General features: G+C 66.7%; 26 protein-coding genes and 1 tRNA gene. 9 read left to right on the forward strand and 18 right to left on the reverse strand.

The annotated features are described in order from the left end of the window. Positions 1-173 precede the first annotated feature (173 nt). Both MA876_RS16615 and MA876_RS16620 read right to left on the reverse strand, forming a co-directional pair. Positions 174-863 carry an aquaporin gene (locus MA876_RS16615; RefSeq protein WP_248152151.1) on the reverse strand — a complete coding sequence of 230 codons (690 nt, stop codon included), beginning with the start codon at positions 861-863 and terminating at the stop codon, positions 174-176. Further along, positions 860-1,210 (reverse strand): ArsR/SmtB family transcription factor, encoded by a 351-nt coding sequence (locus MA876_RS16620; RefSeq protein ID WP_248152158.1) that lies wholly within the window; start codon positions 1,208-1,210, stop codon positions 860-862. The genes MA876_RS16615 and MA876_RS16620 overlap by 4 nt, the downstream gene beginning before the upstream one ends. An 86-nt stretch (positions 1,211-1,296) precedes the next feature. Here MA876_RS16620 and MA876_RS16625 point away from each other — a divergent pair, with 86 nt between their 5' ends. The 7 genes from MA876_RS16625 (at position 1,297) to MA876_RS16655 (ending at position 7,616) form a co-directional block, all read left to right on the forward strand. Then, positions 1,297-2,613, forward strand: coding sequence for an NAD(P)-binding domain-containing protein (locus MA876_RS16625; protein WP_248152160.1), 1,317 nt, complete (start codon positions 1,297-1,299; stop codon positions 2,611-2,613). Continuing rightward, on the forward strand, positions 2,601-3,122 hold the full coding sequence (locus MA876_RS16630; protein ID WP_248152162.1) for a GNAT family N-acetyltransferase: 522 nt from the start codon (positions 2,601-2,603) through the stop codon (positions 3,120-3,122). The genes MA876_RS16625 and MA876_RS16630 overlap by 13 nt, the downstream gene beginning before the upstream one ends. Positions 3,123-3,424: 302 nt before the next feature. Beyond that, positions 3,425-4,324: a metalloregulator ArsR/SmtB family transcription factor gene (locus MA876_RS16635; protein ID WP_248152169.1), complete on the forward strand. Its 900-nt coding sequence runs from the start codon at positions 3,425-3,427 to the stop codon at positions 4,322-4,324. Between the two features lie 45 nt (positions 4,325-4,369). Continuing rightward, entirely contained in the window at positions 4,370-4,786 is a 417-nt protein-coding gene (locus tag MA876_RS16640; protein WP_248152172.1) for an arsenate reductase ArsC, read from the forward strand. Further along, positions 4,783-5,760 carry a PstS family phosphate ABC transporter substrate-binding protein gene (locus tag MA876_RS16645; RefSeq protein WP_248152173.1) on the forward strand — a complete coding sequence of 326 codons (978 nt, stop codon included), beginning with the start codon at positions 4,783-4,785 and terminating at the stop codon, positions 5,758-5,760. The genes MA876_RS16640 and MA876_RS16645 overlap by 4 nt, the downstream gene beginning before the upstream one ends. A 66-nt stretch (positions 5,761-5,826) precedes the next feature. Continuing rightward, a complete protein-coding gene (locus MA876_RS16650) occupies positions 5,827-7,209 on the forward strand; it encodes an FAD-dependent oxidoreductase (RefSeq protein ID WP_248152175.1) in 1,383 nt (460 codons plus the stop codon). Beyond that, positions 7,206-7,616, forward strand: coding sequence for an arsenate-mycothiol transferase ArsC (locus MA876_RS16655; protein WP_248152180.1), 411 nt, complete (start codon positions 7,206-7,208; stop codon positions 7,614-7,616). The genes MA876_RS16650 and MA876_RS16655 overlap by 4 nt, the downstream gene beginning before the upstream one ends. A gap of 20 nt (positions 7,617-7,636) precedes the next feature. Here MA876_RS16655 and MA876_RS16660 read toward each other — a convergent pair whose 3' ends face one another. Together MA876_RS16660 and MA876_RS16665 are read right to left on the reverse strand one after the other, a co-directional pair. Further along, positions 7,637-8,326: a hypothetical protein gene (locus tag MA876_RS16660; RefSeq protein ID WP_248152182.1), complete on the reverse strand. Its 690-nt coding sequence runs from the start codon at positions 8,324-8,326 to the stop codon at positions 7,637-7,639. A 21-nt stretch (positions 8,327-8,347) separates the two neighbouring features. Next, a complete protein-coding gene (locus tag MA876_RS16665) occupies positions 8,348-8,527 on the reverse strand; it encodes an excisionase family DNA-binding protein (RefSeq protein WP_248152185.1) in 180 nt (59 codons plus the stop codon). Positions 8,528-8,659: 132 nt separating this feature from the next. On the opposite strand from MA876_RS16665, the gene MA876_RS16670 reads away from it, so the two are divergent. Both MA876_RS16670 and MA876_RS16675 read left to right on the forward strand, forming a co-directional pair. Further along, positions 8,660-9,265 (forward strand): hypothetical protein, encoded by a 606-nt coding sequence (locus tag MA876_RS16670; RefSeq protein ID WP_248152195.1) that lies wholly within the window; start codon positions 8,660-8,662, stop codon positions 9,263-9,265. Between the two features lie 13 nt (positions 9,266-9,278). Then, complete coding sequence (locus MA876_RS16675) at positions 9,279-10,514, forward strand: site-specific integrase (RefSeq protein WP_248152198.1); 1,236 nt, start codon at positions 9,279-9,281, stop codon at positions 10,512-10,514. Positions 10,515-10,698: 184 nt separating this feature from the next. Here MA876_RS16675 and MA876_RS16680 read toward each other — a convergent pair whose 3' ends face one another. From MA876_RS16680 to MA876_RS16745, 14 genes are all read right to left on the reverse strand, one after another. Then, on the reverse strand, positions 10,699-11,094 hold the full coding sequence (locus MA876_RS16680; protein ID WP_248152201.1) for a DUF4307 domain-containing protein: 396 nt from the start codon (positions 11,092-11,094) through the stop codon (positions 10,699-10,701). 23 nt (positions 11,095-11,117) lie between these two features. After that, positions 11,118-11,990 carry a M23 family metallopeptidase gene (locus MA876_RS16685; RefSeq protein WP_248152202.1) on the reverse strand — a complete coding sequence of 291 codons (873 nt, stop codon included), beginning with the start codon at positions 11,988-11,990 and terminating at the stop codon, positions 11,118-11,120. Between the two features lie 10 nt (positions 11,991-12,000). Continuing rightward, positions 12,001-12,765 carry a cytochrome c biogenesis CcdA family protein gene (locus MA876_RS16690; RefSeq protein ID WP_248152203.1) on the reverse strand — a complete coding sequence of 255 codons (765 nt, stop codon included), beginning with the start codon at positions 12,763-12,765 and terminating at the stop codon, positions 12,001-12,003. Continuing rightward, positions 12,762-13,352: a TlpA family protein disulfide reductase gene (locus MA876_RS16695; protein WP_248152534.1), complete on the reverse strand. Its 591-nt coding sequence runs from the start codon at positions 13,350-13,352 to the stop codon at positions 12,762-12,764. The genes MA876_RS16690 and MA876_RS16695 overlap by 4 nt, the downstream gene beginning before the upstream one ends. An 11-nt stretch (positions 13,353-13,363) precedes the next feature. Beyond that, complete coding sequence (locus tag MA876_RS16700; protein WP_248152205.1) at positions 13,364-13,699, reverse strand: DUF6804 family protein; 336 nt, start codon at positions 13,697-13,699, stop codon at positions 13,364-13,366. After that, complete coding sequence (gene lspA, locus MA876_RS16705) at positions 13,696-14,190, reverse strand: signal peptidase II (protein ID WP_248152206.1); 495 nt, start codon at positions 14,188-14,190, stop codon at positions 13,696-13,698. The genes MA876_RS16700 and lspA overlap by 4 nt, the downstream gene beginning before the upstream one ends. Before the next feature lie 34 nt (positions 14,191-14,224). Next, the gene (locus tag MA876_RS16710) at positions 14,225-14,869 is read right to left on the reverse strand and encodes a copper resistance CopC family protein (protein ID WP_248152207.1); all 645 of its coding nucleotides are present in this window, start codon (positions 14,867-14,869) and stop codon (positions 14,225-14,227) included. Beyond that, positions 14,862-15,776, reverse strand: a complete 915-nt coding sequence (locus MA876_RS16715; RefSeq protein WP_248152210.1) for a cation diffusion facilitator family transporter — start codon at positions 15,774-15,776, stop codon at positions 14,862-14,864. The genes MA876_RS16710 and MA876_RS16715 overlap by 8 nt, the downstream gene beginning before the upstream one ends. A 12-nt stretch (positions 15,777-15,788) precedes the next feature. Further along, positions 15,789-16,805: an NAD(P)-binding domain-containing protein gene (locus MA876_RS16720; RefSeq protein WP_248152213.1), complete on the reverse strand. Its 1,017-nt coding sequence runs from the start codon at positions 16,803-16,805 to the stop codon at positions 15,789-15,791. Next, positions 16,802-17,467, reverse strand: a complete 666-nt coding sequence (locus MA876_RS16725; RefSeq protein WP_248152215.1) for a DsbA family protein — start codon at positions 17,465-17,467, stop codon at positions 16,802-16,804. The genes MA876_RS16720 and MA876_RS16725 overlap by 4 nt, the downstream gene beginning before the upstream one ends. A gap of 84 nt (positions 17,468-17,551) precedes the next feature. Then, a complete protein-coding gene (locus MA876_RS16730) occupies positions 17,552-18,019 on the reverse strand; it encodes a hypothetical protein (RefSeq protein ID WP_248152219.1) in 468 nt (155 codons plus the stop codon). A gap of 33 nt (positions 18,020-18,052) precedes the next feature. Beyond that, positions 18,053-20,008, reverse strand: a complete 1,956-nt coding sequence (locus tag MA876_RS16735) for a heavy metal translocating P-type ATPase (RefSeq protein ID WP_372491543.1) — start codon at positions 20,006-20,008, stop codon at positions 18,053-18,055. A gap of 128 nt (positions 20,009-20,136) precedes the next feature. Continuing rightward, entirely contained in the window at positions 20,137-20,472 is a 336-nt protein-coding gene (cmtR, locus tag MA876_RS16740) for a Cd(II)/Pb(II)-sensing metalloregulatory transcriptional regulator CmtR (protein ID WP_308221672.1), read from the reverse strand. A gap of 473 nt (positions 20,473-20,945) precedes the next feature. Next, positions 20,946-21,030: transfer RNA gene (locus MA876_RS16745), tRNA-Ser, on the reverse strand. Positions 21,031-21,046 lie beyond the last annotated feature (16 nt).

Genomic DNA, 21,046 nt, shown 5'->3' on the forward strand with positions numbered 1-21,046 from the left:
GCGATACCAGTTCACACAAGGGATCTGAGCGTGCACACTTTTAGTGCCTGCGTGCATCACCTGTTCCCCTCGTTCGGCTCGTTCGTACGGGTTCGGTTTGAGGACGATCGTCGGACTCGCTCTTGGATCTTCGTCGTTCTGGTGAGCGGTGCAGTCGATCCTTCGACCCGTAATCAGTCGTGCAGTGTGACAGGTTCAGAGGAGGCGACCGGGAAGAGAACCCGAACGACAAGCCACCCGATCGCCGCCCCAACAAACTGCGCGCCGATGAAGGGCAGCGCGGAAGCCGGCGCGATGCCGGCGAAGCTGTCGCTGAACATTCGACCGATGGTGATGGCGGGATTGGCGAAGCTGGACGAAGAGGTGAAGAAGTACGCCGCGCCGATGTACGCGCCGACGGCGAGCGCGGTGAGGTGCGAGCGGCCGGTGCGGACGAGCGCGAAGATCACGACGATCAGTCCCGCGGTCGCGATGACTTCGGCGAGAAGCAGGTTCCATCCACCGCGGTCGGTCGTGCTCCAGCTGACGGCAGGTTGGGCGAACATGAGGTTCGCCAGGATCGCGCCGACGATGCAACCGACGATCTGCAGGGGCAGGTATGTGGCGGCGACCGACCACGGGCGTCGATGCAGAAGGATGTCGACGACGGTTACGACCGGGTTGAAATGGGCACCGGAGACCGTAGCGAAGACGAGGATCAAGACCGTCAGGCCTAACGCGGTGGCGAAGGCGTTCTCGAAGAGCTGGAGTCCGACGTCGGTCGGGGACAGGCGCTGGGCGGCGATGCCGGACCCCACGACGACCACGGTCAAGCCGGCGCTGCCGAGCAACTCGCCCGCGCCAGCGCGAACGGTGCGGTTCACGAAGCGACGAGGAGTTGAGAGACGCGATCAAGCGCGCCAGGGACGAGCTTGAAGTACGCCCAGGTGCCGCGCTTGCTGCGGGTGAGGAAGCCCGCGGTGGTGAGGACCTTGAGATGGTGGGAGACGGTCGGCTGGCTCAGCCCGACCGGCTCGATGAGGTCGCACACGCAGGCCTCGGCGTCCAAGGAGGCCGCGACGATAGACAGAAGCCGCAGACGTGTCGGATCGGCCAACGCCTTCATCGTGGTCGCCAGCTGGTCCGCCTCCGCAGCCGTGAGCGGTTCGCGCACGAGTGGTGTGCAGCAGGTCTCAGCGGTGACGTCCGTCACCTCAAGCATCGTGGCCATGCATCGACAGTAGTCGATATTGACAGATGTCGATACATCGATAAGAATCGGACATCGACGTTCATCGATATCTGTCGGAGGCTGCTGTGACCCTTCTCGACCTGACGCCCCGCGTCACCACAAGCGAGCGAACCGCGACCCTGCCGGTCGTGATCATCGGCGCCGGACCGATCGGACTGGCGGCGGCGGCGAACCTCGCGGAGCGGAGCATCGACTTCCTCGTCTTCGAGTCCGGAGGAGAAGTCGCAGCAAGCGTTCGGTCGTGGGGGCACACGCGACTCTTCTCGCCCTGGAAGCACCTCGTCGACCCCGCCTCCCGTCGGCTGCTGGACGCGCAGGGCTGGGAGCTGCCCGATGCGGAGCGTGCACCGACGGGAGCCGAACTCGTCGACAAGTACGTCGCACCCCTCGCCGCCGTCGATGCGATCGCCACGCGCACCCGCGTCGGCGTTCGGGTCGAGGGCGTCACCCGCGAGGGCATGGACCGCACCCGCACCACCGGGCGTGCGGCGACGCCGTTCAGCGTCCGCGTGCGGTTGGCCGACGGATCCGTTGAAGATGTCGCGGCACGCGCCGTGATCGATGCATCGGGCACGTACCTTTCACCGAACTCCCTGTCCTCGAGCGGGCTCGAGCTGCTGGGAATGACAGAGATCGCCGACCGGGTCACTCCCGCATTGCCGGACGTCCTCGGTCGCGACCGCGACCTGTTCGCCGGCCGTCGGGTGACAGTCGTCGGCGCCGGACACTCCGCCGCGAACACCCTGCTTGCGCTGGTGCAGTTGGTGCGCGAGGAGCCTGGCACTAGCGTCACCTGGCTCATCCGGAACGCACAGGCGGTGCGGGTGTCGTCCTCGGCCGACGACGAGCTCGCCGATCGTGCGCGCCTCGGCAGCCGCGTCGATCAGGCCGTCGCATCCGGTGCCATCGCGCTCACCGACGGATTCGAGATCATCCGCGGCCGCCGCACGTCCGACGGTGTCGAACTCGTCGGACACCAGCGCGGCGAGGTCGTCACCCATCGCACCGACGTCGTTGTCAACGCGACCGGGTTCCGTCCGAACCTCGACATGCTTCGCGAGATCCGGCTCGAGCTCGACGAGATCGTCGAGGCCCCCAAGCGGCTCGCCCCGCTCATCGACCCGAACCTGCACTCGTGCGGCACGGTCGAACCTCACGGGTTCCGCGAACTCACCCACCCCGAGCCGGGCTTCTTCATCGTCGGCATGAAGTCGTACGGTCGTGCGCCCACGTTCCTGCTCGCGACCGGATACGAGCAGGTTCGCTCCGTGACCGCGTGGCTCGCAGGCGACATGACCTCCGCGTCGAAGGTGGACCTCGTGCTTCCCGCGACGGGTGTGTGCTCCACCGACAGCGGTAGCGGAGGCGGATGCTGCTCGTGACGACGGTGCGTTCCATGCAGGCGTCGGACTGGCCCGACGTCGAGCGGATCTACGCGGAGGGCATCGCCGACGGCGAAGCGACCTTCGAGACCCACACGCCCGACTGGGGCGTGTTCGATGCTGGCAAGCTCGATATCGGGCGGCTGGTCGCCGTCGACGAACACGGGCTCATCATCGGGTGGATCGCGGCATCGGCCGTCTCTTCACGACCCGTTTACGTCGGTGTCGTGGAGCACTCCGTCTACATCTCGCGGTCCGGCCGCGGGCGAGGCGTTGGAAAGCTCCTCCTCGCCGCGTTCGTGACCGCGTGCGAGGCCGCCGGTGTCTGGACCATCCAGTCCAGCATCTTCCCCGAGAACGCCGCCAGTGCCCGGCTTCACGAGGCCGCCGGATTCCGAGTTGTGGGACGTCGCGAACGCATCGCCCGTGCGGGTGTGGGGCCTCACGCAGGCGCCTGGCGGGACACCCTGCTGATCGAACGACGCAGCGCCATCACTGGAGCTGACTGAGATGGACGACGCCGTCATCCGTCGGCACCTCTCGGCAAGTCGCGTCGCGATGCTCGAGCTTGTGCGGGAATCGCACTGCGCCAGCCGAGACGAGATTCTGTCCGCCTGGTCACACGCGTTCCGTGGAATCAGCCGTGGCGCGGACTGGAACACGCGCGCGGTCGACCAGCTCCTCTGGCAGTTGGAGAACCTCGAATGGATCGCCGGCCGAGATGGCGGATTCGAAGTCACTGACGCCGGGCAGCGTACGCTCGAGGTCGCTGATCGCCGGGGTGTCGCTCTTCGCCGATAGACTGAGGTCTATGAATCGCGCCGCTGACGTCGGGCTCACCACCCTCGGCGATCCCACGCGCGCGCGCATCCTGCGCCTCATCCGCGAGTCCGACGACGGCCGTGCGCTGGTCGGCAACCTCGCCACCGTTCTCGAACTGCGCCAGCCCACCGTGAGCCACCACATGAAGGCGTTGCACGACGAGGGCATCGTCGTCCGCGAGCCAGACGGTCGGCGCGTCTGGTACTCGATCGCGCCGGAGCATGCCGAGCGCGTGGACGCGCTCCTCGGTGGCAGTCCCGGCTCGGCCCCACCGCCGGATCTGCAACGCATCTCCGACGATCTCGCCCTGCGGTTCCGGGGCGTCTTCGGTCCCGAGACCGTCCGCGCGACCGTCGACGACAGCTACACGCTTCTCGCACGTGCGGGCACCTCGTCCACCCTCGGCAGCCGCGTCGCCACCTTCGCGTCAACCCGGCTGGAAGCGCTCGCGCGTGCGGAAGGATCACCGCACGGCACCCCGAGCGTGCTCTTCGTCTGCGTGCAGAACGCCGGCAGGTCACAGCTCGCCGCGGGGATTCTGCGGCAACTCGCCGGCGACCGGCTCATCGTTCGCACCGCGGGCTCCGCACCCGCGGGGGATGTGCGGCAGTCCATCGCCACGGCGCTCGAAGAGATCGGGATACCGCTCGCCGGAGAGTTCCCCAAACCCCTCACCGATGAGGCCGTCCGCGCCGCCGACGTCGTCGTCACAATGGGCTGTGGCGACGCGTGTCCCGTCTACCCCGGCCGCCGGTATCTCGATTGGGACCTCGAGGACCCCGTCGGCAAACCGCTCGAGCAGGTGCGTGCGATCCGCGAAGACATTGAAGCCCGCGTGCGCGAACTTCTTGCCGAACTCCTTTCCGAGCCTGTCGTCGCTGGCAGATAGATAGATGGTGGTCTATGCTTTCTCGTGAGAGAAAGCGAGTCCGTCATGAGCTCAAAGCCCACAGTGCTATTCGTCTGCGTCCACAACGCCGGTCGCTCGCAGATGGCGGCGGGCTACCTTCGCGCGCTCGGCGGCGATGCAGTCGAGGTCCTCTCTGCCGGCTCGGCACCCAAGGACACGATCAACCCCGTCGCGATCGAGGCGATGGCCGAAGAGGGCATCGACATCGCGGACAACACTCCGAAGATCCTCACCGTCGACGCGGTTCGCGAGTCCGATGTCGTGATCACGATGGGATGCGGCGACGCGTGCCCGATCTTCCCCGGAAAGCGCTACGAGGACTGGGAGCTCGACGACCCCGCAGGTCAGGGGATAGAGGCGGTGCGCCCGATCCGCAACGAGATCCGCTCCCGCGTCGAGATCCTTCTGTCCGAGTTGCTGCCCACGAGAGACGCGGCGTGAACACCCGTACGGCCGGCGTCCGCGCCCGGTCGTCGCACCACCGCCGTCGGACGCTCGTGGGCGGGAGTGCGCTCGTCCTCTCGGCAGCATTCGCCCTGACCGGCTGCGTCTCAGGCAACGCAGTTGAGGAGGGCGCGCTGGAGGGCACGATCCTCACGGACGGGTCGTCCACGGTCGCGCCGCTCACGGATGCTGCGCGAGACCTGTTCGCAGCCACCCAGCCGGACGTCGAGATCAAGGTGTCCGTGACCGGCACGACCGCTGGCTTCCGCGCGTTCTGCGACGGCACCACCGACATCGCCAACGCCTCCCGCGCCATCACCGACGACGAGATCGCCGCCTGCGACGAGGGCGGCGTCGACTACACCGAAATCGTCGTCGCCAACGACGGCATCACGGTGATCCTCAACCCGGCAAACGACTGGGCGACCGATCTCACCGTCGAACAGCTCGCGACCGTCTGGTCACCGGAGTCGGAGGGCAAAGTAACCACGTGGAGCCAGATCGATCCTTCGTTCCCTGACGAGCCGCTCACCCTCTTCGGGCCGGGCGTCGACTCGGGCACTCTCGACTTCTTCACGGCCGCCATCACGGGTGAGGAAGATGCGATCCGAGGCGACTACAGCGCTTCCGAAGACGACAACAGCACCGTCGAAGGAGTGAGCAAGAACCTCGGCGCGACCGGATTCCTCGGCTTGAGCTACGTCGAAGAGAACGAAGGCGCGATCGTCGCGGCATCCATCGACGGGGTCGCTCCCACTTCTGACACCGTGCAGGACGGCAGCTACTCGCCCCTCAGCCGTCCGGTCTTCATCTACGTCAAGAACTCGGCCTACGCCGACCGGCCCGACGTCCGCGCCTTCGTCGACTTCTACGTCGACAACGCGCTCGACATCGCCGCCCGCGCGCTGTTCGTTCCGCTCACGAACGACCAAGTCGAGCTCGCGCAGGAAGAGCTCGCGACCCTGCACTGAACCGCCCGCTCCATCCTCAGCGCTGACATACCCGTCTGCCACCGACCCGAGTCAGGAACTCCCACCATGCACATCGTCGCCATCGGCGGCAGCGACGCGGGCATCTCCGCCGCGCTGCGCGCCCGTGAACTCGACCCGACCGTCGACGTGACCGTCGTCGTCGCCGACGCCTACCCGAACTACTCCATCTGCGGCATCCCGTACTACTTCTCCGGGGATGTCCAGCCGTGGCAATCTCTCGCCCACCGCACCCACGCCGACCTCGAAGCGACGGGGATGCGGCTGCAGCTCAACACCCTCGCGACCCGCATCAACCCGCAGGCACGGCGTCTTGCGGTCCGCGACGAGCACGGCGAATCCGAGATCATCTACGACGAGCTGGTCGTCGGCACCGGAGCGCTCCCCTCATGCGCCGGCATCGCCGGCCTCGGAGAACTTGGACCCGACGATGGCGTGCACGTGATCCACTCGATGGGAGACACCTTCGCACTCGACGCCCACCTCGCCAATCGCGACCCCCGGACAGCGATCATCATCGGCGCCGGCTACGTCGGCCTCGAGATGGCCGAGGGCTTCCGCGCCCGCGGGATGAACGTGACCCAGCTTCAGCGCGGACCCGAAGTGCTCTCCACGCTCGACCCCGACCTCGCCTCGATCGTGCACGACGAACTCGTCGAGCACGGCGTCGACGTGCGCACGCACACGGTCGTGAAGGGCGTCGAGAAGTCGAGCAACGGCCTCGTGGTCCACGCGGAGCACCACGGCGAGCCGGTCGCTCACACCGCCGATCTGGTCCTCGCCGTCGTCGGCGTGCGTCCCAACACTTCCCTGCTCGAGACCGCCGGCGCGCAGCTCGGAGTGGGTCGCGCGGTCGTCGTCGACGAGCAGATGCGTACCGGCATCCCGCATGTCTTCGCAGCAGGCGACGGCATCGTCACTCACCATCGCCTCCTCGGGGTGACGTATCTGCCGCTCGGGACGACCGCGCACAAGCAGGGCCGGATCGCGGGGGAGAACGCCCTCGGAGGAGCAGCGCGCTTCGCAGGCTCTGTCGGCACGCAGGTCGTGAAGGTCTTCGACGTCGTCGCCGCTCGCACGGGACTGCGCGAGCACGAAGCGCGGGCAGCCGGCCACGACCCCTTGACGACGCAGACCGTCGCCGACGACCACAAGCGGTACTACCCGGGAGCCCAATCCATCAGCATTCGCATCACCGGCGACCGTCAGAACGGCCTGCTGCTCGGCGCGCAGCTCGTCGGACGACTTGGCACGGAGACCGCGAAGCGCGTCGACACCTACGCAGCCGCCCTCTTCGCCGGCCTCACCGTCGAGCAGATCAGCGACCTGGATCTCTCGTACACCCCACCGCTCGGGTCGCCATGGGACGCCGTTCAGACGGCAGCACAGACCTGGACCCGCACGCACCACACCACTGGAGGGACCGCATGACCACGCCACCCACCGTTCTCTTCATCTGCCAGCACAACGCGGGCCGCTCGCAGATGGGCGCGCATCTACTCGATCTGGTCGCCCCTAGGGCGTTCCTGAGCACGAGCGCCGGCCTCAACCCCGCCGACGAGATCAACCCGATCGTCGCGCAGGCCCTGGAGGAAGCCGGCGCCGACACGACGGCTGCGAAGCCTCGACAGGTGACCGTCGGAGACCTGTCGGCGGCTGATGTGGTGGTGACGATGAAGCCGGGACTTCAGCTGCCTGGACCCGTCGTCGGCCGACGGATCGAGTGGGAGTTCCCGAACCCAGAACAGTGGGATCTGGTCGGTGTGCGCTCGATGCGCGACGCGATCGCGGCGCAGATTCGCGCACTCGTCGATGAGCTGAAGGTGCCGGCGGTGTAGCTGTCGCGCCCGCGTTCCTCTCAGGCGACCGACTGCTCCGGGCGGTAGTCGCAGACGGCGCACGTGCCATCGACGACGAGCTTGTGGCCGTCGATCGTGCAGTCCCAGCCGAGACCGGGAATGGTGCTCTGGCGCGCCGCGTGCGCCACTCTGGCGCGTGCGCAGGCTCCGCAGGGCTCCGTGGTGCCCTCGGGGTGCTCCCGGCAAAAGGGGGAGTCCGCGTTACGCGTGATGTTGCGCGAAGCGTAGGCGCTCTTCTTTCTCGTCTCACTAAGGGAGCCTGAGCCTACGTTCGCCGTAACCTCACGCGTCGCGTTACGCGTAACGTCGCCCGTGGCGTTCGACGGATCCACATGCGAGGCGGCAGCCTCTCGCTGTCGATCGCGATAGCGCTTCTGGCGTTGGCGAGACCCCTCGCGGTATTCCGCAACCTGGGCCGCGGTGGACTGACGAAGGCCCGTCGACCAGCCGTCCATGACGTAGCCGTCCTCGGTCCGAGTCCAGATTCCCGCACGCTCGATCTCCGCTAACGCGGCCGGATCGTCGCCGTCAGGATGAAGATACTTCGTGTATCGCGCGGGGATGGAGCCGTCCGTGCCCTGCCCGTTGCACCACATGAGGGCGCCGGCGAGGACGCGGAAGGCACGGTCACTCAGGTTGTCGATGCGGATGCTCCCCAGCCACTCGGCGGGGAGGCGTGCGTCGACCACGACGGGCTCCGCGAAGTGAGGTCAGGACTCGACGCCGAAGACGCGCAGCAATGCCGCGCGGGGAATCATCCGTCGGGGCCCGAGCTGCACCGTGGGGATCGTGCCGCGCTCCACGCCCAGCTTGATCGTGCGGTACTCGACGCCGACGAGAACCGCGGCATCCTTGTACGTCAGTGCGAGTGAGGTCTGCGAGCGGTTCATCATCTTCTCCTTCGTGAGCCACCTTTGTCAGCGCATGTGCACACCGTAGCACTCCGTGAGCCAGATGTGTCAAGATTGCGTCATGGCAATGCCGGGCCGCGCAGATTCGCGCATGAGTGACGCTGGAGCACCGTGAGCATCCAGACGAGCGACGTGAGTGACGAGCGGGTGTTCGTCGGAGATGGGGTGAGCGTTCCGCGTACGTGGGTCGTCGAGCTGAAAGATGAGCCGGAGGTGCCAGGAGTCGTCGCGGTGCGAGCCGAGTATGACGCCGAGCTCAGGCGCGTGGTCGCGACGGAAGTTCGAGCCCTTCGCGTCGGGGCTGGCGAGGAAGTGACGAGCTTGACGCTGCGGGAGGTGCGGGTTCAGTGGGCGCTGCAGGTGGGTGGGCTCAAGGTTTCCACGGTCTCTGAGCCAGATCAGCCACTCGCGACGGGCAGCCAGTACATCCAGCGCATGCGCGACCGGACGAACCGAAATACGTGGCAGAGCCTGATGGATGCCACTCGGCTGTACCAGCTCGCGGCGGCCATCAACCTTCCGCCACTACGAGCCGTGTCGGACGGCCTGAGCGTCAGTCAGAGCACCGCGACACGTCTGATGAACCGAGCTCGCCAGGAAGGCCTCGCTGGCGGTGTGGAACTGCCGGAACCCCGAGCGGCGGACGATCCAAGGCGCGCGCACGCGCCGGGTCCGTTCGTCGGGCCGGCGACGTCCGGCGGGCCCTCGATCGGCTGAGGAGGAGAACAGGATGCTGCGCAGGCCGAACCTCGACGGAACCGTCTCGTCGTACAAGACCAAAGAGGGCGAGACTCTCTATCGGATCGCCTACTGGGTGACGCGGGCGGACGGCGACACTGCGCGACGATTCAAGCGCGGGTACACGACGGAGAAGCAGGCGCTCGACGCGCTCGTCGAGGTGCAGGTCGACATCCGCCGCGGCGACCACATCGAGGAGACGCGGCAGACCCTCAACAGCTACGCCGACAAGTACTTCGACTCGCTCCGAGTACGTGCGACGACGCTCGCCGGCTATCGCAAGCACTACCGCGTCCATGTGCTGCCGTCGTCTGTAGGCCGTTCGCCGATCTCCGACATCTCCAAGGACCAGCTGAACCGCTTCTACCGGCAGCCCGAGCGCAACGGCCGGAAGGACCGCGGGCACATCGGCGACCCGTTGGGTGCGGCGACGGTGCGGCACATCCACGTGCTGATCTCGCAGGTGCTCCAGCACGCGCTCGAGGACGGCCTTATCCGATTCAATCCGGCGAAACGGGCGTCTCCTCCCACAAAGCTCGAGGCTGCTCCGCCCGAGATGGCGACCTGGTCCGCGGAGGACGCGCGCCTGTTCCTGGAGTGGTCGGAGTCGATGGGGGACTACCTCTGGCTCGCCTGGCTCACACTGCTGGGCACGGGCATGCGTCGCGGCGAGATCCTTGGCCTGCGCTGGAAGGATCTCGACCTCGACAACAACGTCATCACGATCGCCCGCGCGATGTCGTACGTCAAGGAGGCCGGCAAGAAGCCGATCATCGACTTCAAGGCGACAAAGAGCGGCCGGGTACGCAACGTCGATATCGATCTTCGTCTCGCAGGTGCGTTCCGATCCAAGCGCGACATGCTGCGCGCAGTGTCACCCGACATGGCTCGCGGCGAGCATCTGATCTTCTGCAACCGGTTCGGGCAACCGCACAACCCGACACAGTTCTCCCGCCAGTGGCGCGAGCGAGTGCTCAAGGCCGTCGCCGCGCATCCCGATCTCGACGAGCTTCACCTGCACGAGCTGCGGCACACGCACGCGACCCTGCTTCTGCGCGCCGGCGTGCACCCGAAGATCGTTTCCGAGCGGCTGGGTCACGCCGACATCCAGACGACGCTCAACACGTACTCGCACGCGGTGCGGACGCTGCAGCGGGGCGCGGCGGATCTGGTGGGGCAGCTCCTAGCTCCGGTGCCGGACGAGCGCTCGATTCCGTTGGCCATCTGACGCTCACTCCGCGGCGTCGCCGACATCAGCCTCCCCAGCGGTCGGGGAGCGTGCAGTGCCGGGACCGTGGAATACCTCGACGCGGAGCGGCGAGGCTATGCCGCGAAAGCCCGGAACGGAGTGCGGACCGATCGCTACACTCCGGCGGTCGGAGCGGTGCCGGTCGACGCAGACTCGCCTGCCACTAGGTGGCCCAACAGGAGTGGACCGTGCCCGTGGTCGCCTCGGCAACGGTCGGGATGGTCTCGGTGAGAGTTCGTGTGACTGCCTCAGACGCGGGATACTCGACCACGAGCCAGCCCACGACGCCGAAATCTTCATCAAGGGCCTGCAGTGCACACGCGGCACTCGCGCCGGTCGGTGGCGTGAGTTGGAATGACACTGTCACCGTGCGTTCGTCGATCAAGTCAAACCCGGTTTCGTCGAAGCCGACTTCGTCCATCGAGTTCGAGATCGTCAGCCCGGCGAGCCCCGCGATGGACGTCACAGCGACCAGGGCGACGGCGATCCAAAACGCTCGCCGACGGTGCGGACGGGGACGGCGGCCGTATCGTTCGGCGAGCTCCTGCTGCGTCGTCATCACGCTCCTTTTTCGCGGCGAGGTCAGCCGGCGTTCGTTTGGAGCCAGGCGAGAGAGTCCAACGCTCGACCGTCGACGTAGACCTCAAAGTGGAGGTGGCTGGCGGTAGATCGGCCAGTACTTCCCACAAGGCCGACGAGCTGACCCGCGGTGACGGTCTGTCCGCTCGTGACCTGTCGACTTCCCGTCTGCAAGTGTGGATAGACCGTGCTCAGCCGTTGACCGTTGAGGACGGACTCGAGCACGACGGTCACACCGTAGGCGCCGTAACTGTCTTGAGAGATTCTCACGACCCCGTCAACGGACGCATACACGGGTGTGCCACCGGCAGCGAGCATGTCCGTGCCCATGTGGGCGCCGCCTCGCGCCCCGAAGCCGTCACCGACGGTAAAAGGCCCGCCGACTGGCCAGCGCACCAGCCCACTGCCAGGGGTAACCATGCTGTAGTCGAACGGCACAGCCGCGCTGCGCGCCGATGCTCGGGCGCGCGCCGCCGCCGCTTCGGCGGCCTTCTTCTGGTCGATCTCCTCCTGCGTAGTTGCCGCGTAGCCTTCGCGGGAAAACGGTGAGGCGGATACGTCGGAGGCGATGACGAGAGATTGTGCGTCATCAGACGCGACCTGATGCAGGGTGTTCGTCGGCGACTCGGGTGTGCGCCACGCTCCGTACGCGGGCAAGGCGACGGTCGCTATCAGGCCGCATACCATCGCGAAAACGACGAGCGTTCGAGCCTGGCGGCTGCGCTCCGGACGCGAACGTCGAGACGCATCTCCCTGTGCTGCCCGGACGGTTGCCACTGTCGTCGATGTGTGCGGCGGCGTCCGGTGGCGCCGCGAACGCCTTGTTGTCGCCCCGGTGGAGAGGGCGCCTTCCGGAGAGGCGATGTGGTCAGCCATCAGTCGTCTTTCATAGCGGGAGTGGCACGCTGAGCATGAGTTGTTGCATCTGCGACATGATGGCCGTCCACAGTCCGGTCACCATCAGTAGGCCGAGAAGGATCAGGAGCGCGCCGCCCACGATGTTCAGCGCGCGAATGTGACGGCGCAGGACGTCGACGGACCGAGTAGCCCAGCCCCATCCCGCGGCAAGGATCAGGAACGGGATGCCAAGGCCAAGCGAGTATGCCAGTCCGAGGAGACCAGCTCTGGCAGGGTCGCCAAGATTCCAGGACATCGAGATGATCGCGGCGAGAGTCGGGCCGATGCAAGGCGTCCAACCGACCCCGAGGGCGAATCCGAGCAGTGGCGCGCTGATGAGTCCCGCTCGGCTCTGGGTTGTGGGTCGGAAGGTTCGCTGGGCGATCCCGAAGAAGCCGAGGAAGACCAGGCCGAGCGCGATGATCACGACCCCGAACACGCGGGTCAGGACGTTCGCGTACTGCAGCAGCAAGAGACCGAATGTGCCACCCAGGACGGTGACCGCGACGAAAACGACGGTGAAACCTGCGATGAAGAGTGAGACGCCCAGCAGGAGTCGCCGCCGGTCCGCGTTGGAATCGGGCACGCTTCCTGTCGGCGCCGTGCTCCGGGGAGTGGCGCTGCCCAGATAACCGAGGTACCCGGGAACGAGCGGCAGCACACAGGGTGACACGAATGAGATGAGTCCCGCGAGGATCGCCACCGGGATCGCGACCCACAGCGCGCCGTCGATCACGGCAGATCCGGGGTTCACGATCCGGCCTCGGCGAGAGTGTCGTCGACCAGTGTGGACAGGATGGAGGCGCTGGCGAGCTGTCCGATGATGCGCGCCGCGACGCGCCCGTCCCGGTCGAGGACGAGCGTGGTCGGTGTGGCCTGGATGGGTGTGACCTGCGCGAAGGCGAACTTCACTTGGCCGTCCCCGGCGTCGATGACACTGGGGTAGGTCACGTTGTTGTCATCAGCAAAGGCAGTCGCGCTCGCGGCCGAGTCGTATGTGTTCACGCCCAGGAACTGCACCCCCTGCTCTTTGTATTGCTGCCACACCTCCTCGAGGAGGGGCGCTTCGGCGATGCACGGCCCGCATGCGGCGTACCAGAAGTTCACAACCAACACGTTGCCGCGAAAGTCATCACTGGAAACGGGCGTGCCGTCTTCGATGACGCCGTCGAACTCCACGGGGTCGGTTCGTTCCGCAACGGGGATTTCGACGACACGGAAGTCTCCGGCGATGTAGCCCTTGTTGTCCCCCGCTCGGTATTGATCGGCCAGAGAGTCATCGCGGGAGCACCCGACCAGAGCGAGGGTGAGCGCGACCAGACATACTGCCGCGGAGCGCATGCGTGAGCCGTTCACGGGCGTCGAATCTTGATCAGTGCGCCAGCAGCGAGGAAGACGAGGGCTGCAACTGGTTGCGCGATGGTCCACACGATGCCCGCGAAGGGGAACGGGAGGACGGGGTTCCAGATCACCGCGATGGCGAGAAAGACAGGCAACCACCACCACTGCCGGGCTTGGATGGCGAACCACCCGATGATCACGGCCAGAATCGAGACGACGAACAGGACGAGGGCCGCCCAGCCGTTGTTGAGGAGGACGGGTGCGAGGAACAGGACGGCGGCGGCGACGAGGCTCGGGGCAAGAGCGTTGCGCTGGTACGGGGAGGGTTCGCGTTTCGGCTTGCTCACTTTTCTACCTCGATCGTTGACTGCGCTTCCGACCTCGCGTCGTCCACGGACTGGCTGGCGGTTCGACGTCGCCGGAATGTGTCAATCAGCAGGAGGATGACTCCGGCACCGAGCGCGACGTCGGCGAGGTTGCCGATGAAGAGGTCGCCGTAGGCGAGGAAGTCGACCACGTGCCCGCGCCCAAACGCCGGCGGGGCGAAGAGTCGGTCGATCAGGTTGCCCACGGCGCCACCGAGGATGAGGCCGAGCGCGACCGCTGTGATCGCGGTTCGGGCCCGTGTGGTCGCGATCAGAATCAGGACGACAGCGCCGACGCCAAGGAGCGTGAGCAGCCAGGTGACTCCCGAACCGAGAGACAGGATCGCACCCGGATTGAACGCGAGCTGCAGGCCGAGGAGGTCGCCGACCAGGCGGATGCGGTCGGTCTCGCTGAGTGCGCTGAGCGCCGCAGCCTTTGTCGCCTGGTCGATGAGGATGGCGACGGCTGCCACGATGCACCCGACGGCGAACAGGCGCAGTCTCCGGCTATTCATCGTCGGTACCGGTCTGCGCACCTTCGCGGTCGCGGCGGCGGCGTTCTCGACCGACCATCAGCACGATGATGGCGCCGCCCCCGAGGATGAGTGCGCCGGTCACCACCGCGAGGACGGGCAGGAGAGCCCCACCGCCTGTGCTCTCGCCGTGACCTTCCGCGCCCGTGTCGTTATTCACCGCGACTGAGGGCTCCGGCGTCGCTGTCTCCGCCACGCCCTCGGTCGGGGCGGGCGCAGGAGCGATCGTTGCTGCGACCGTGTACGAGTACTCCCCGCTGATGGGGTGACCGTCGCTGGAGACGACCTTCCACCTCACGGTGAACAGGCCGTTGGGCGCCTCGTCGAGGAGATGCTGCGTGACGAAGATCTCGTCGTCTACCGACGGCGGATCGGTGGTGTAGTTGGCACCATCCGGCCCGATGACCTCGATGACCATCGTGGCCGGGTCGGAGTTGAGCGCGGCGCTGAAGGTGAGTGTGATCTCTGCCGGTGAGCTGTCGACGGTCGAGTCGGCGGTTGGGAATGTCGAGACGAGCTCGTCGTGCGCGTCCGCGGGAGCGGCCGTTGCGAGGGCAAAGGACGCGCCGAGGAGAACGGCGGTGAGCATGGCCAGCGTGCGGCGTGCGTGGTTAGGCATGGGTGGTGTGTTCTCCGGGATGCGACTGTGGTTCGAGTTGGAATGTGGAGTGCTCGACGCTGACGGGGAAGTGGTCGGCGACGCACTCCTGGAGTGATGTCAGGAGTCGCGCGCTGTCGTCGGCAGAGAGACCGTCGTCGACGACGACGTGAGCGCTCAGGGTGGGCAGATCGGTGGAGACTTGGGACGCGTGCAGATCGTGGATCGCGATGACGTGCGGCAGCGCCAAGATGTGGCGGCGCACTTCTGCGAGGTCCAGGCCGGGAGGAGTGCTCTCCAGCAGAACGCTCCCCGATGCTCGCAGCAGGATGAGGGTGCGGGGAATGATGAGCAGGGCGATGAGGATGCCGGCGATCGCGTCTGCCTGATACCAGCCGAGCGTCGCGATCAGGATCGCGCTGATGATTACCGCGACCGATCCGAGGGCGTCGTTCATGACCTCGAGGAACGCGGCCCGCATGTTGAGGTTCTGCTTGCGGCCCCCCATCAGCACCACGAGTGAGATGACGTTGGCGACGAGACCGACGATGCCGAAGAACAGCAGACTCCCAGACGCGATCTCGGGTGGTTCAAAGAGCCGCCGGATGCCCTCGACGAGCGCGAAGATCCCGACGCCGAGCAGCAGTGCCGCCTGCGCGAGCGCCCCTAGAACCTCGGCTCGTCGCAACCCCCACGTGTGTCTATCGGACGGTGGTCGGTTCATCAGGTGTGCCGCCGTCACGGCGAGGGCGAGGCCGATGACGTCAGTGAGCATGTGGGTCGCGTCGACCAAGAGAGCAAGGCTCCCTGTGATGATCGCGCCGAAGACCTCAATGACGAACACTGACGCGGTGATCGAGAACGCGATGATCAGACGGTTCCGCGGTGTCGCGGTCGCGCCGGCGCCGTGGCTGTGATCTGCTCCCATGCTCTGCTCCTTTCAGGGGCGATTGACGATGTGGTGCGCGATCGCGGTGGCATCTCGCCCAACGCCTGCGATGGTCCCTGAGGCGGGGCTGCCGTGTGCGGGGTCGCCGGCGACGAAGAGACCAGGAAGGTCGGTGAGTGTCGCACGGAGTGGCCGCTGACCCCTTCGGGGCGGAAGCCACCGGTTCGCCGGCGTGAACCCCGTCGCGTAGATGATCGAGTGCGGCGCTGAGCGCGATCCGTCCGCGTACACAACCTCAGCTCCATGAGCGTCCACAACATCGGGTACGAGGTTCACGCCCGCCCGGCGGAGCTGCGAGAGGGACTCCCCGAAGATCGGCTCCGCCTGCGGACGACGCCACCATCTGCCGCGGCTGTCCGTATAGGCGCTGTGTCGCTCGACGGCACGGTGCCGTCGCGGCCCTCGCACCGAGAGGGTGACAGCGTGGGATGCCGACAGCTCGCGGGCGAGTTGCACGCCGCTGTTGCCGCCACCGACGATGAGCACGTCGCCCTCGGCGATCTGGCGCGGATATTGATACTGGCTCGAATGCATCGCAGATCCCGGCACGACCAGTTTGATTGCCCATTCGGGCATGTGCGCTCGAGCCGCGGCGCCGGTCGCGCACACGATGTTCCGGGTCTGTACATCTCCAAGATTGGTGGCAAGGAACAGCGTCGGGCCGCTCCCGTGACGCTCGACGTTTCGGGCGCTGACTCCCCATTGGGTTTCGACGCCGAGCGTGGATTCGACGTCTGCAAGGTAGTCCGCCATCTCGTCGGCGCGAATTGCGCGTCGCTGGTCGCCCGAGTGCGGATGGTTTGGCAGCGCGCTGTGCCGGGCGTCGCTGAGCAAGCTCATCGAGTGCCAGCGGGTTGACCAGCTCCGTTGCTGTGTGTCCGCGGCATCTACCACGACGAAGTCCTGCTGTGGACGCAGCCCCTCGGCGATCAGCGCGGCTGCGACCGCGAGTCCGGATTGTCCCGCTCCGACGATGATCGCGCGTCGGTGCGACAGGCCTACTGTCATCGACCGGCTCCGTTGACGGCATCCTCGATCGCGTTGGGGAGGTCGTCCCAGTCTTCGATCGTGAGCTGTTCGCCATCGAGGAAGAAGGTGGGTGTGCTGCGAACTCCGAGCGCGCTGCCCTCGTCGAAGTCGAGCTTGACCCGTGCGAGCGTCACCGGATCTGCGATGGCCGTGTCGTACGCGTCCATGTCGAGCCCGAGCTCTTCGGCGAAGTCGCGGAAGACATCCGCGCGGGACTCCTGCGCCTCTCCCCACTCCGTCTGGGTTTCGAAGAGACGGTGGTACATGTCCTCGAACCGGCCCTGCTGCGCTGCCGCCTCGACCGCCAGCGCCGCGTTGGTGGAGTTCGTGTGCCCAGGCAGGGGGAAGTAGCGGACGATGTAGGTGATCTTCCCCGCGTACTGTTCGCGCAGGTCCTCCACCAGCGGGTAGAACGCGCCGCACGCTTCGCATTCGAAGTCCAAGAACTCCACGATCGTGACGGCGCCGTCGCCTCCTTCATCGAGCACGTGTGAGCTAGCGCGGACGACTTGCGGCTCCTCGCCCTCCGCCTGAGGGGGTGAGGTGAGGCTCTGGTTGACGAGGAAGAAGATCAGGCCGACTAGCATCAGCAGGCCGAGGATGGTGCCGGTGACGACAGTCACCTTCAGGGATCGGTTCAACGGGTACTCCAAACACAGGGGACAGGTCGGACTCCCGGCGCGATGCGCCGGAACGTGGCCGTCGTCGAGGACGGCTTACCTGTCTCAGGTGCGGGAAATGGAGAGCTCGGAGAGCGTGACCGGTCGGAGCACCGGACGGTCAGCGGAGATGAGTATCGAGAGCGTGCGCGCAATCCCGCCCAGACGGGGCGCGGTTCGGGGCAGCACGAAGTAGCGGATCAAGGCGATGAGCAGGATCGTGCAGAAGATGCCGAGCAGGCAGCCCGCTGTCCCCGCCAAGACGGTTCCGACGTCGGCCCACTCGGTCACCGCCACCAGGTCCTGGTCGGCGTTCGGAACAACCGCGGCGTCCCCCGCGACAGCATCCGAGACGATCTGCGAGACAGCGACTGAAGCTCCGGCCGACGAGAGGGTGCCGTCTGCTTCGGAGTGTGACGCGGACCACGCAGCGACGATCAGCAGTAGGGCGAGGCCCAGCCCGGTAATGATCTTCGTTATCAGCAGACGCTCGCTCAGGACTCTCAGCGGTCGGGTGCGTGCTGAGGGGAGCATGTCAGGCCAAGGATACCAAGGGTCGAAGCGCGATCAAACGCGCGACGACTCGAGCGCGACGGCCGCGTCGGACGCGAGCTTGGAGAGCCTCGCCGGGCGGCGCGCGGCGCGGACGCCGTTGAGGATGACGATGACCTCGGCGACTTCGTGCACCAGAACGACGCCCGCGAGCCCCAGCACGCCAAACAGGGCGAGCGGGAAGAGCACGACGATGATCGCAAGTGCGAGGCCGATGTTGACGGTCATGATGCGACGCGCACGCCGCGCGTGGGCGATGGCCGCGGGGAGCAGGCGCAGGTCGTGTCCTGTGAAGGCGATGTCGGCTGACTCGACGGCGGCAGCAGCCCCCTTGACGCCCATGGCGATGCCGACCGTCGCGGTGGCCAGGGCAGGGGCGTCATTGATGCCGTCGCCGACCATCGCGGTTGGTCGAATTGCGACGAGTTCGTCGATGGCGGTGGCTTTGTCAGCGGGGAGCTGTTCGGCCCGGACGTCGGTGATCCCGGCTTCCTGGGCGATCGCGCGGGCGGTGCGGGCGTTGTCTCCCGTCAGCATGACGGCATCGATGCCTTCCGCAACGAGCATCCGGATGGTCTCCGCCGCTTCCGGTCGCAGCTCGTCCCGGACGCCGATGACGCCGACGATCACACCGTCGGCCTCGGCGACGACGATCGTCATGCCATTCGACGCCATTGCATCAGCGGCGACGCGGAGCGCGCCGGCGTCGAGCCACCGATCGTTGCCGACCCGTACAGCTCTCCCTTTGACGCGACCGGTGATGCCGCGCCCCGCTTCCTCTACCACGTCCGACGCAATCGTGCGGGTGGGCGCGGCGGCGGTGATCGCCGCGGCGAGTGGGTGGGTGCTGGATGCTTCGAGTGCGGCCGCCCAGGCCAGCACCTCGTCGCGTGAGATGCCGGGGGCGGTGATGACGTCGACGACCGCCGGCTCATTGCGGGTGAGCGTGCCGGTCTTGTCGAGCGCGACCGTTCGGATGGTCCCGAACTGTTCGAAGGCCTCGCCGGACTTGATCACGATGCCGAACTTCGATGCCGATCCGATCGCGCTGATCACGGTGACCGGCACCGCGATCGCCAAAGCGCACGGGGAGGCCGCGACGAGGACGACGAGGGCGCGCTCGATCCACGTTGAGGGGTCGCCAATCAGGAATCCGAAGAGCGCGACGAGGGCCGCGACGATCAGAACGATGGGGACGAGAGGGCGAGCGATCCGGTCGGCGAGTCGCGCTCGCTCGCCCTTGCGTGCGTGCGCTTGTTCCACGAGGGCGACGATCTGCGTCAGGGAGTTGTCTCGGCCGTCAGCGGTGGCCTCGATCCGTATCGTCGCGGAGCCGTTTACCGAGCCGGCGGCGACCGCATCGCCGGGACCGGCCTCGATCGGGATCGATTCGCCCGTGATCGCGGAGGTGTCCAGGCTGGAGCGGCCCTCGACCACGACGCCGTCGGTGGCGACGCGTTCGCCCGCACCGACGACAAGGATGTCGAGTTCGCGCACGTCGGTTGCGGGGATGGTGACGTCACCGGATAGCCGGGAGACGCGAACCGTCTCCGGGATCAGCGACAGCAATGCGCGCAGACCCTCCTTTGCGCGGTCCATCGCTCGATCTTCGAGTGCCTCTGCGAGCGAGAACAAGAACGCGAGCGTCGCCGCCTCGCCGACATGTCCGAGGAGCACCGCACCGATCGCGGCGATCGTCATCAGCAGGGCGACGCCGAGACGCCCCCGGATCAGGCGTCGGATTGCGCCGGGAACGAAGGTGTAGGCGCCGGCGACCAACGCCAGACCTTGAAGGACGACGGCCGGGATCGGCAGACCAGTCCACTCGAAGATGTAACCCGCGAGGAGGAGGACGCCCGCGATCGCTGACGGCAGCAGGGCGGGATCACGCCACCACGCCGGACGGATCTCAACCTCGACGGGCCCGTCGGTCGAGATGATGTCGGGGCCGCAGCACGCGTCGCCCTCCATGTGACCTGTCGAGGTAGCGGTCTGCTCCGGCGCGCAGCATGCGTCGGCAGCTGGCTGGTTGCGGGAGAACTCGATCCGGCGGACGGCAGGGGTCTTGCGGGGCTCGTCGGGACCGCAGCACTCCTCGCTCATGCGCAGCACTCGCACGCGTCATCGACGCAGGGAGCGCCTTCGTCGACCGCGACGACCGCCTCGAGGAGCTGTCGCATGCCTTGCGTCAGATGTGGATCAGCAATCTCGTAGCGAGTGCGTCGCCCCTCAACAGCAGCGACGATCAACCCGCAGCCACGAAGGCACGCCAGATGATTCGACACGTTCGTCCGCGTCAACTCGAGGTCGTGCGCAAGTTCAGCCGGGTAGCCCGGCCCATCCAGCAGGGCCAGGAGGACCCGCGACCGGGTGGGATCTGCCATGGCACGGCCGAGGCGGTTCATGACGTCGAGACGAGATGCAATGGTCAGCACATGGTGACTATACAGCCACGACTGATCAATCAGCGAACGCACCCGTGTCGGCGAGGTATCGTCAGGGAGCCGTCTCGTCGAATGGAACACCGTGTCGTCAAGCAGTCCTGGGGGCCGTCAGCCCTGGACATCTCTCCAATTCGCCTACCTTGCACTTACATTCAATGGTCTGGGGGTCACTGTCCTGATCGCGAACCTGCTGATGGGCGCTGCATGGACGGCGATCGCGGTGCCCATCGCCGTGGTGTGCCTCGTCCTGGGGCTGACGGCCGGATTCCAGACGCGACGTCTGAGAATTCGAGAGCGCGGCAAAACGGGGCGATGACGCGCCGCTCCGAGCGCGCACCAAGAGGTCGGAAACCCTCAACCTTCAACCCGGAAAAGGGCTGTTAGTGAGCGTTAACTGTGCCACCAACTGTGCCACGGAAGTTCGAAGGGTCGAAAATCCCGCATAAACACTGGGATCGGAGCGGCGGAGGATAGGGGATTCGAACCCCTGAGAGCTTTCACTCAACACGCTTTCCAAGCGTGCGCCATAGGCCACTAGGCGAATCCTCCAGGGCCCCGGAGGGCC

The organism is Microbacterium aoyamense (assembly GCF_023155855.1).
Lineage (GTDB): Bacteria > Actinomycetota > Actinomycetes > Actinomycetales > Microbacteriaceae > Microbacterium > Microbacterium aoyamense.

Coding starts and splice junctions, on each gene's coding strand:
- MA876_RS16650 (WP_248152175.1), top strand. CDS start 5,827: ATGCACATCGTCGCCATCGGCGGCAGCGACGCGGGCATCTCCGCCGCG.
- MA876_RS16685 (WP_248152202.1), bottom strand. CDS start 11,990: ATGGCTGACCACATCGCCTCTCCGGAAGGCGCCCTCTCCACCGGGGCG.
- MA876_RS16720 (WP_248152213.1), bottom strand. CDS start 16,805: ATGACAGTAGGCCTGTCGCACCGACGCGCGATCATCGTCGGAGCGGGA.
- MA876_RS16630 (WP_248152162.1), top strand. CDS start 2,601: ATGCTGCTCGTGACGACGGTGCGTTCCATGCAGGCGTCGGACTGGCCC.
- MA876_RS16640 (WP_248152172.1), top strand. CDS start 4,370: ATGAGCTCAAAGCCCACAGTGCTATTCGTCTGCGTCCACAACGCCGGT.
- MA876_RS16735 (WP_372491543.1), bottom strand. CDS start 20,008: ATGGAGGGCGACGCGTGCTGCGGCCCCGACATCATCTCGACCGACGGG.
- MA876_RS16680 (WP_248152201.1), bottom strand. CDS start 11,094: ATGACGACGCAGCAGGAGCTCGCCGAACGATACGGCCGCCGTCCCCGT.
- MA876_RS16710 (WP_248152207.1), bottom strand. CDS start 14,869: ATGCCTAACCACGCACGCCGCACGCTGGCCATGCTCACCGCCGTTCTC.
- MA876_RS16655 (WP_248152180.1), top strand. CDS start 7,206: ATGACCACGCCACCCACCGTTCTCTTCATCTGCCAGCACAACGCGGGC.
- MA876_RS16730 (WP_248152219.1), bottom strand. CDS start 18,019: ATGCTCCCCTCAGCACGCACCCGACCGCTGAGAGTCCTGAGCGAGCGT.
- MA876_RS16620 (WP_248152158.1), bottom strand. CDS start 1,210: ATGGCCACGATGCTTGAGGTGACGGACGTCACCGCTGAGACCTGCTGC.
- MA876_RS16715 (WP_248152210.1), bottom strand. CDS start 15,776: ATGGGAGCAGATCACAGCCACGGCGCCGGCGCGACCGCGACACCGCGG.
- MA876_RS16665 (WP_248152185.1), bottom strand. CDS start 8,527: ATGAACCGCTCGCAGACCTCACTCGCACTGACGTACAAGGATGCCGCG.
- MA876_RS16635 (WP_248152169.1), top strand. CDS start 3,425: ATGAATCGCGCCGCTGACGTCGGGCTCACCACCCTCGGCGATCCCACG.
- MA876_RS16695 (WP_248152534.1), bottom strand. CDS start 13,352: ATGCGCTCCGCGGCAGTATGTCTGGTCGCGCTCACCCTCGCTCTGGTC.
- MA876_RS16675 (WP_248152198.1), top strand. CDS start 9,279: ATGCTGCGCAGGCCGAACCTCGACGGAACCGTCTCGTCGTACAAGACC.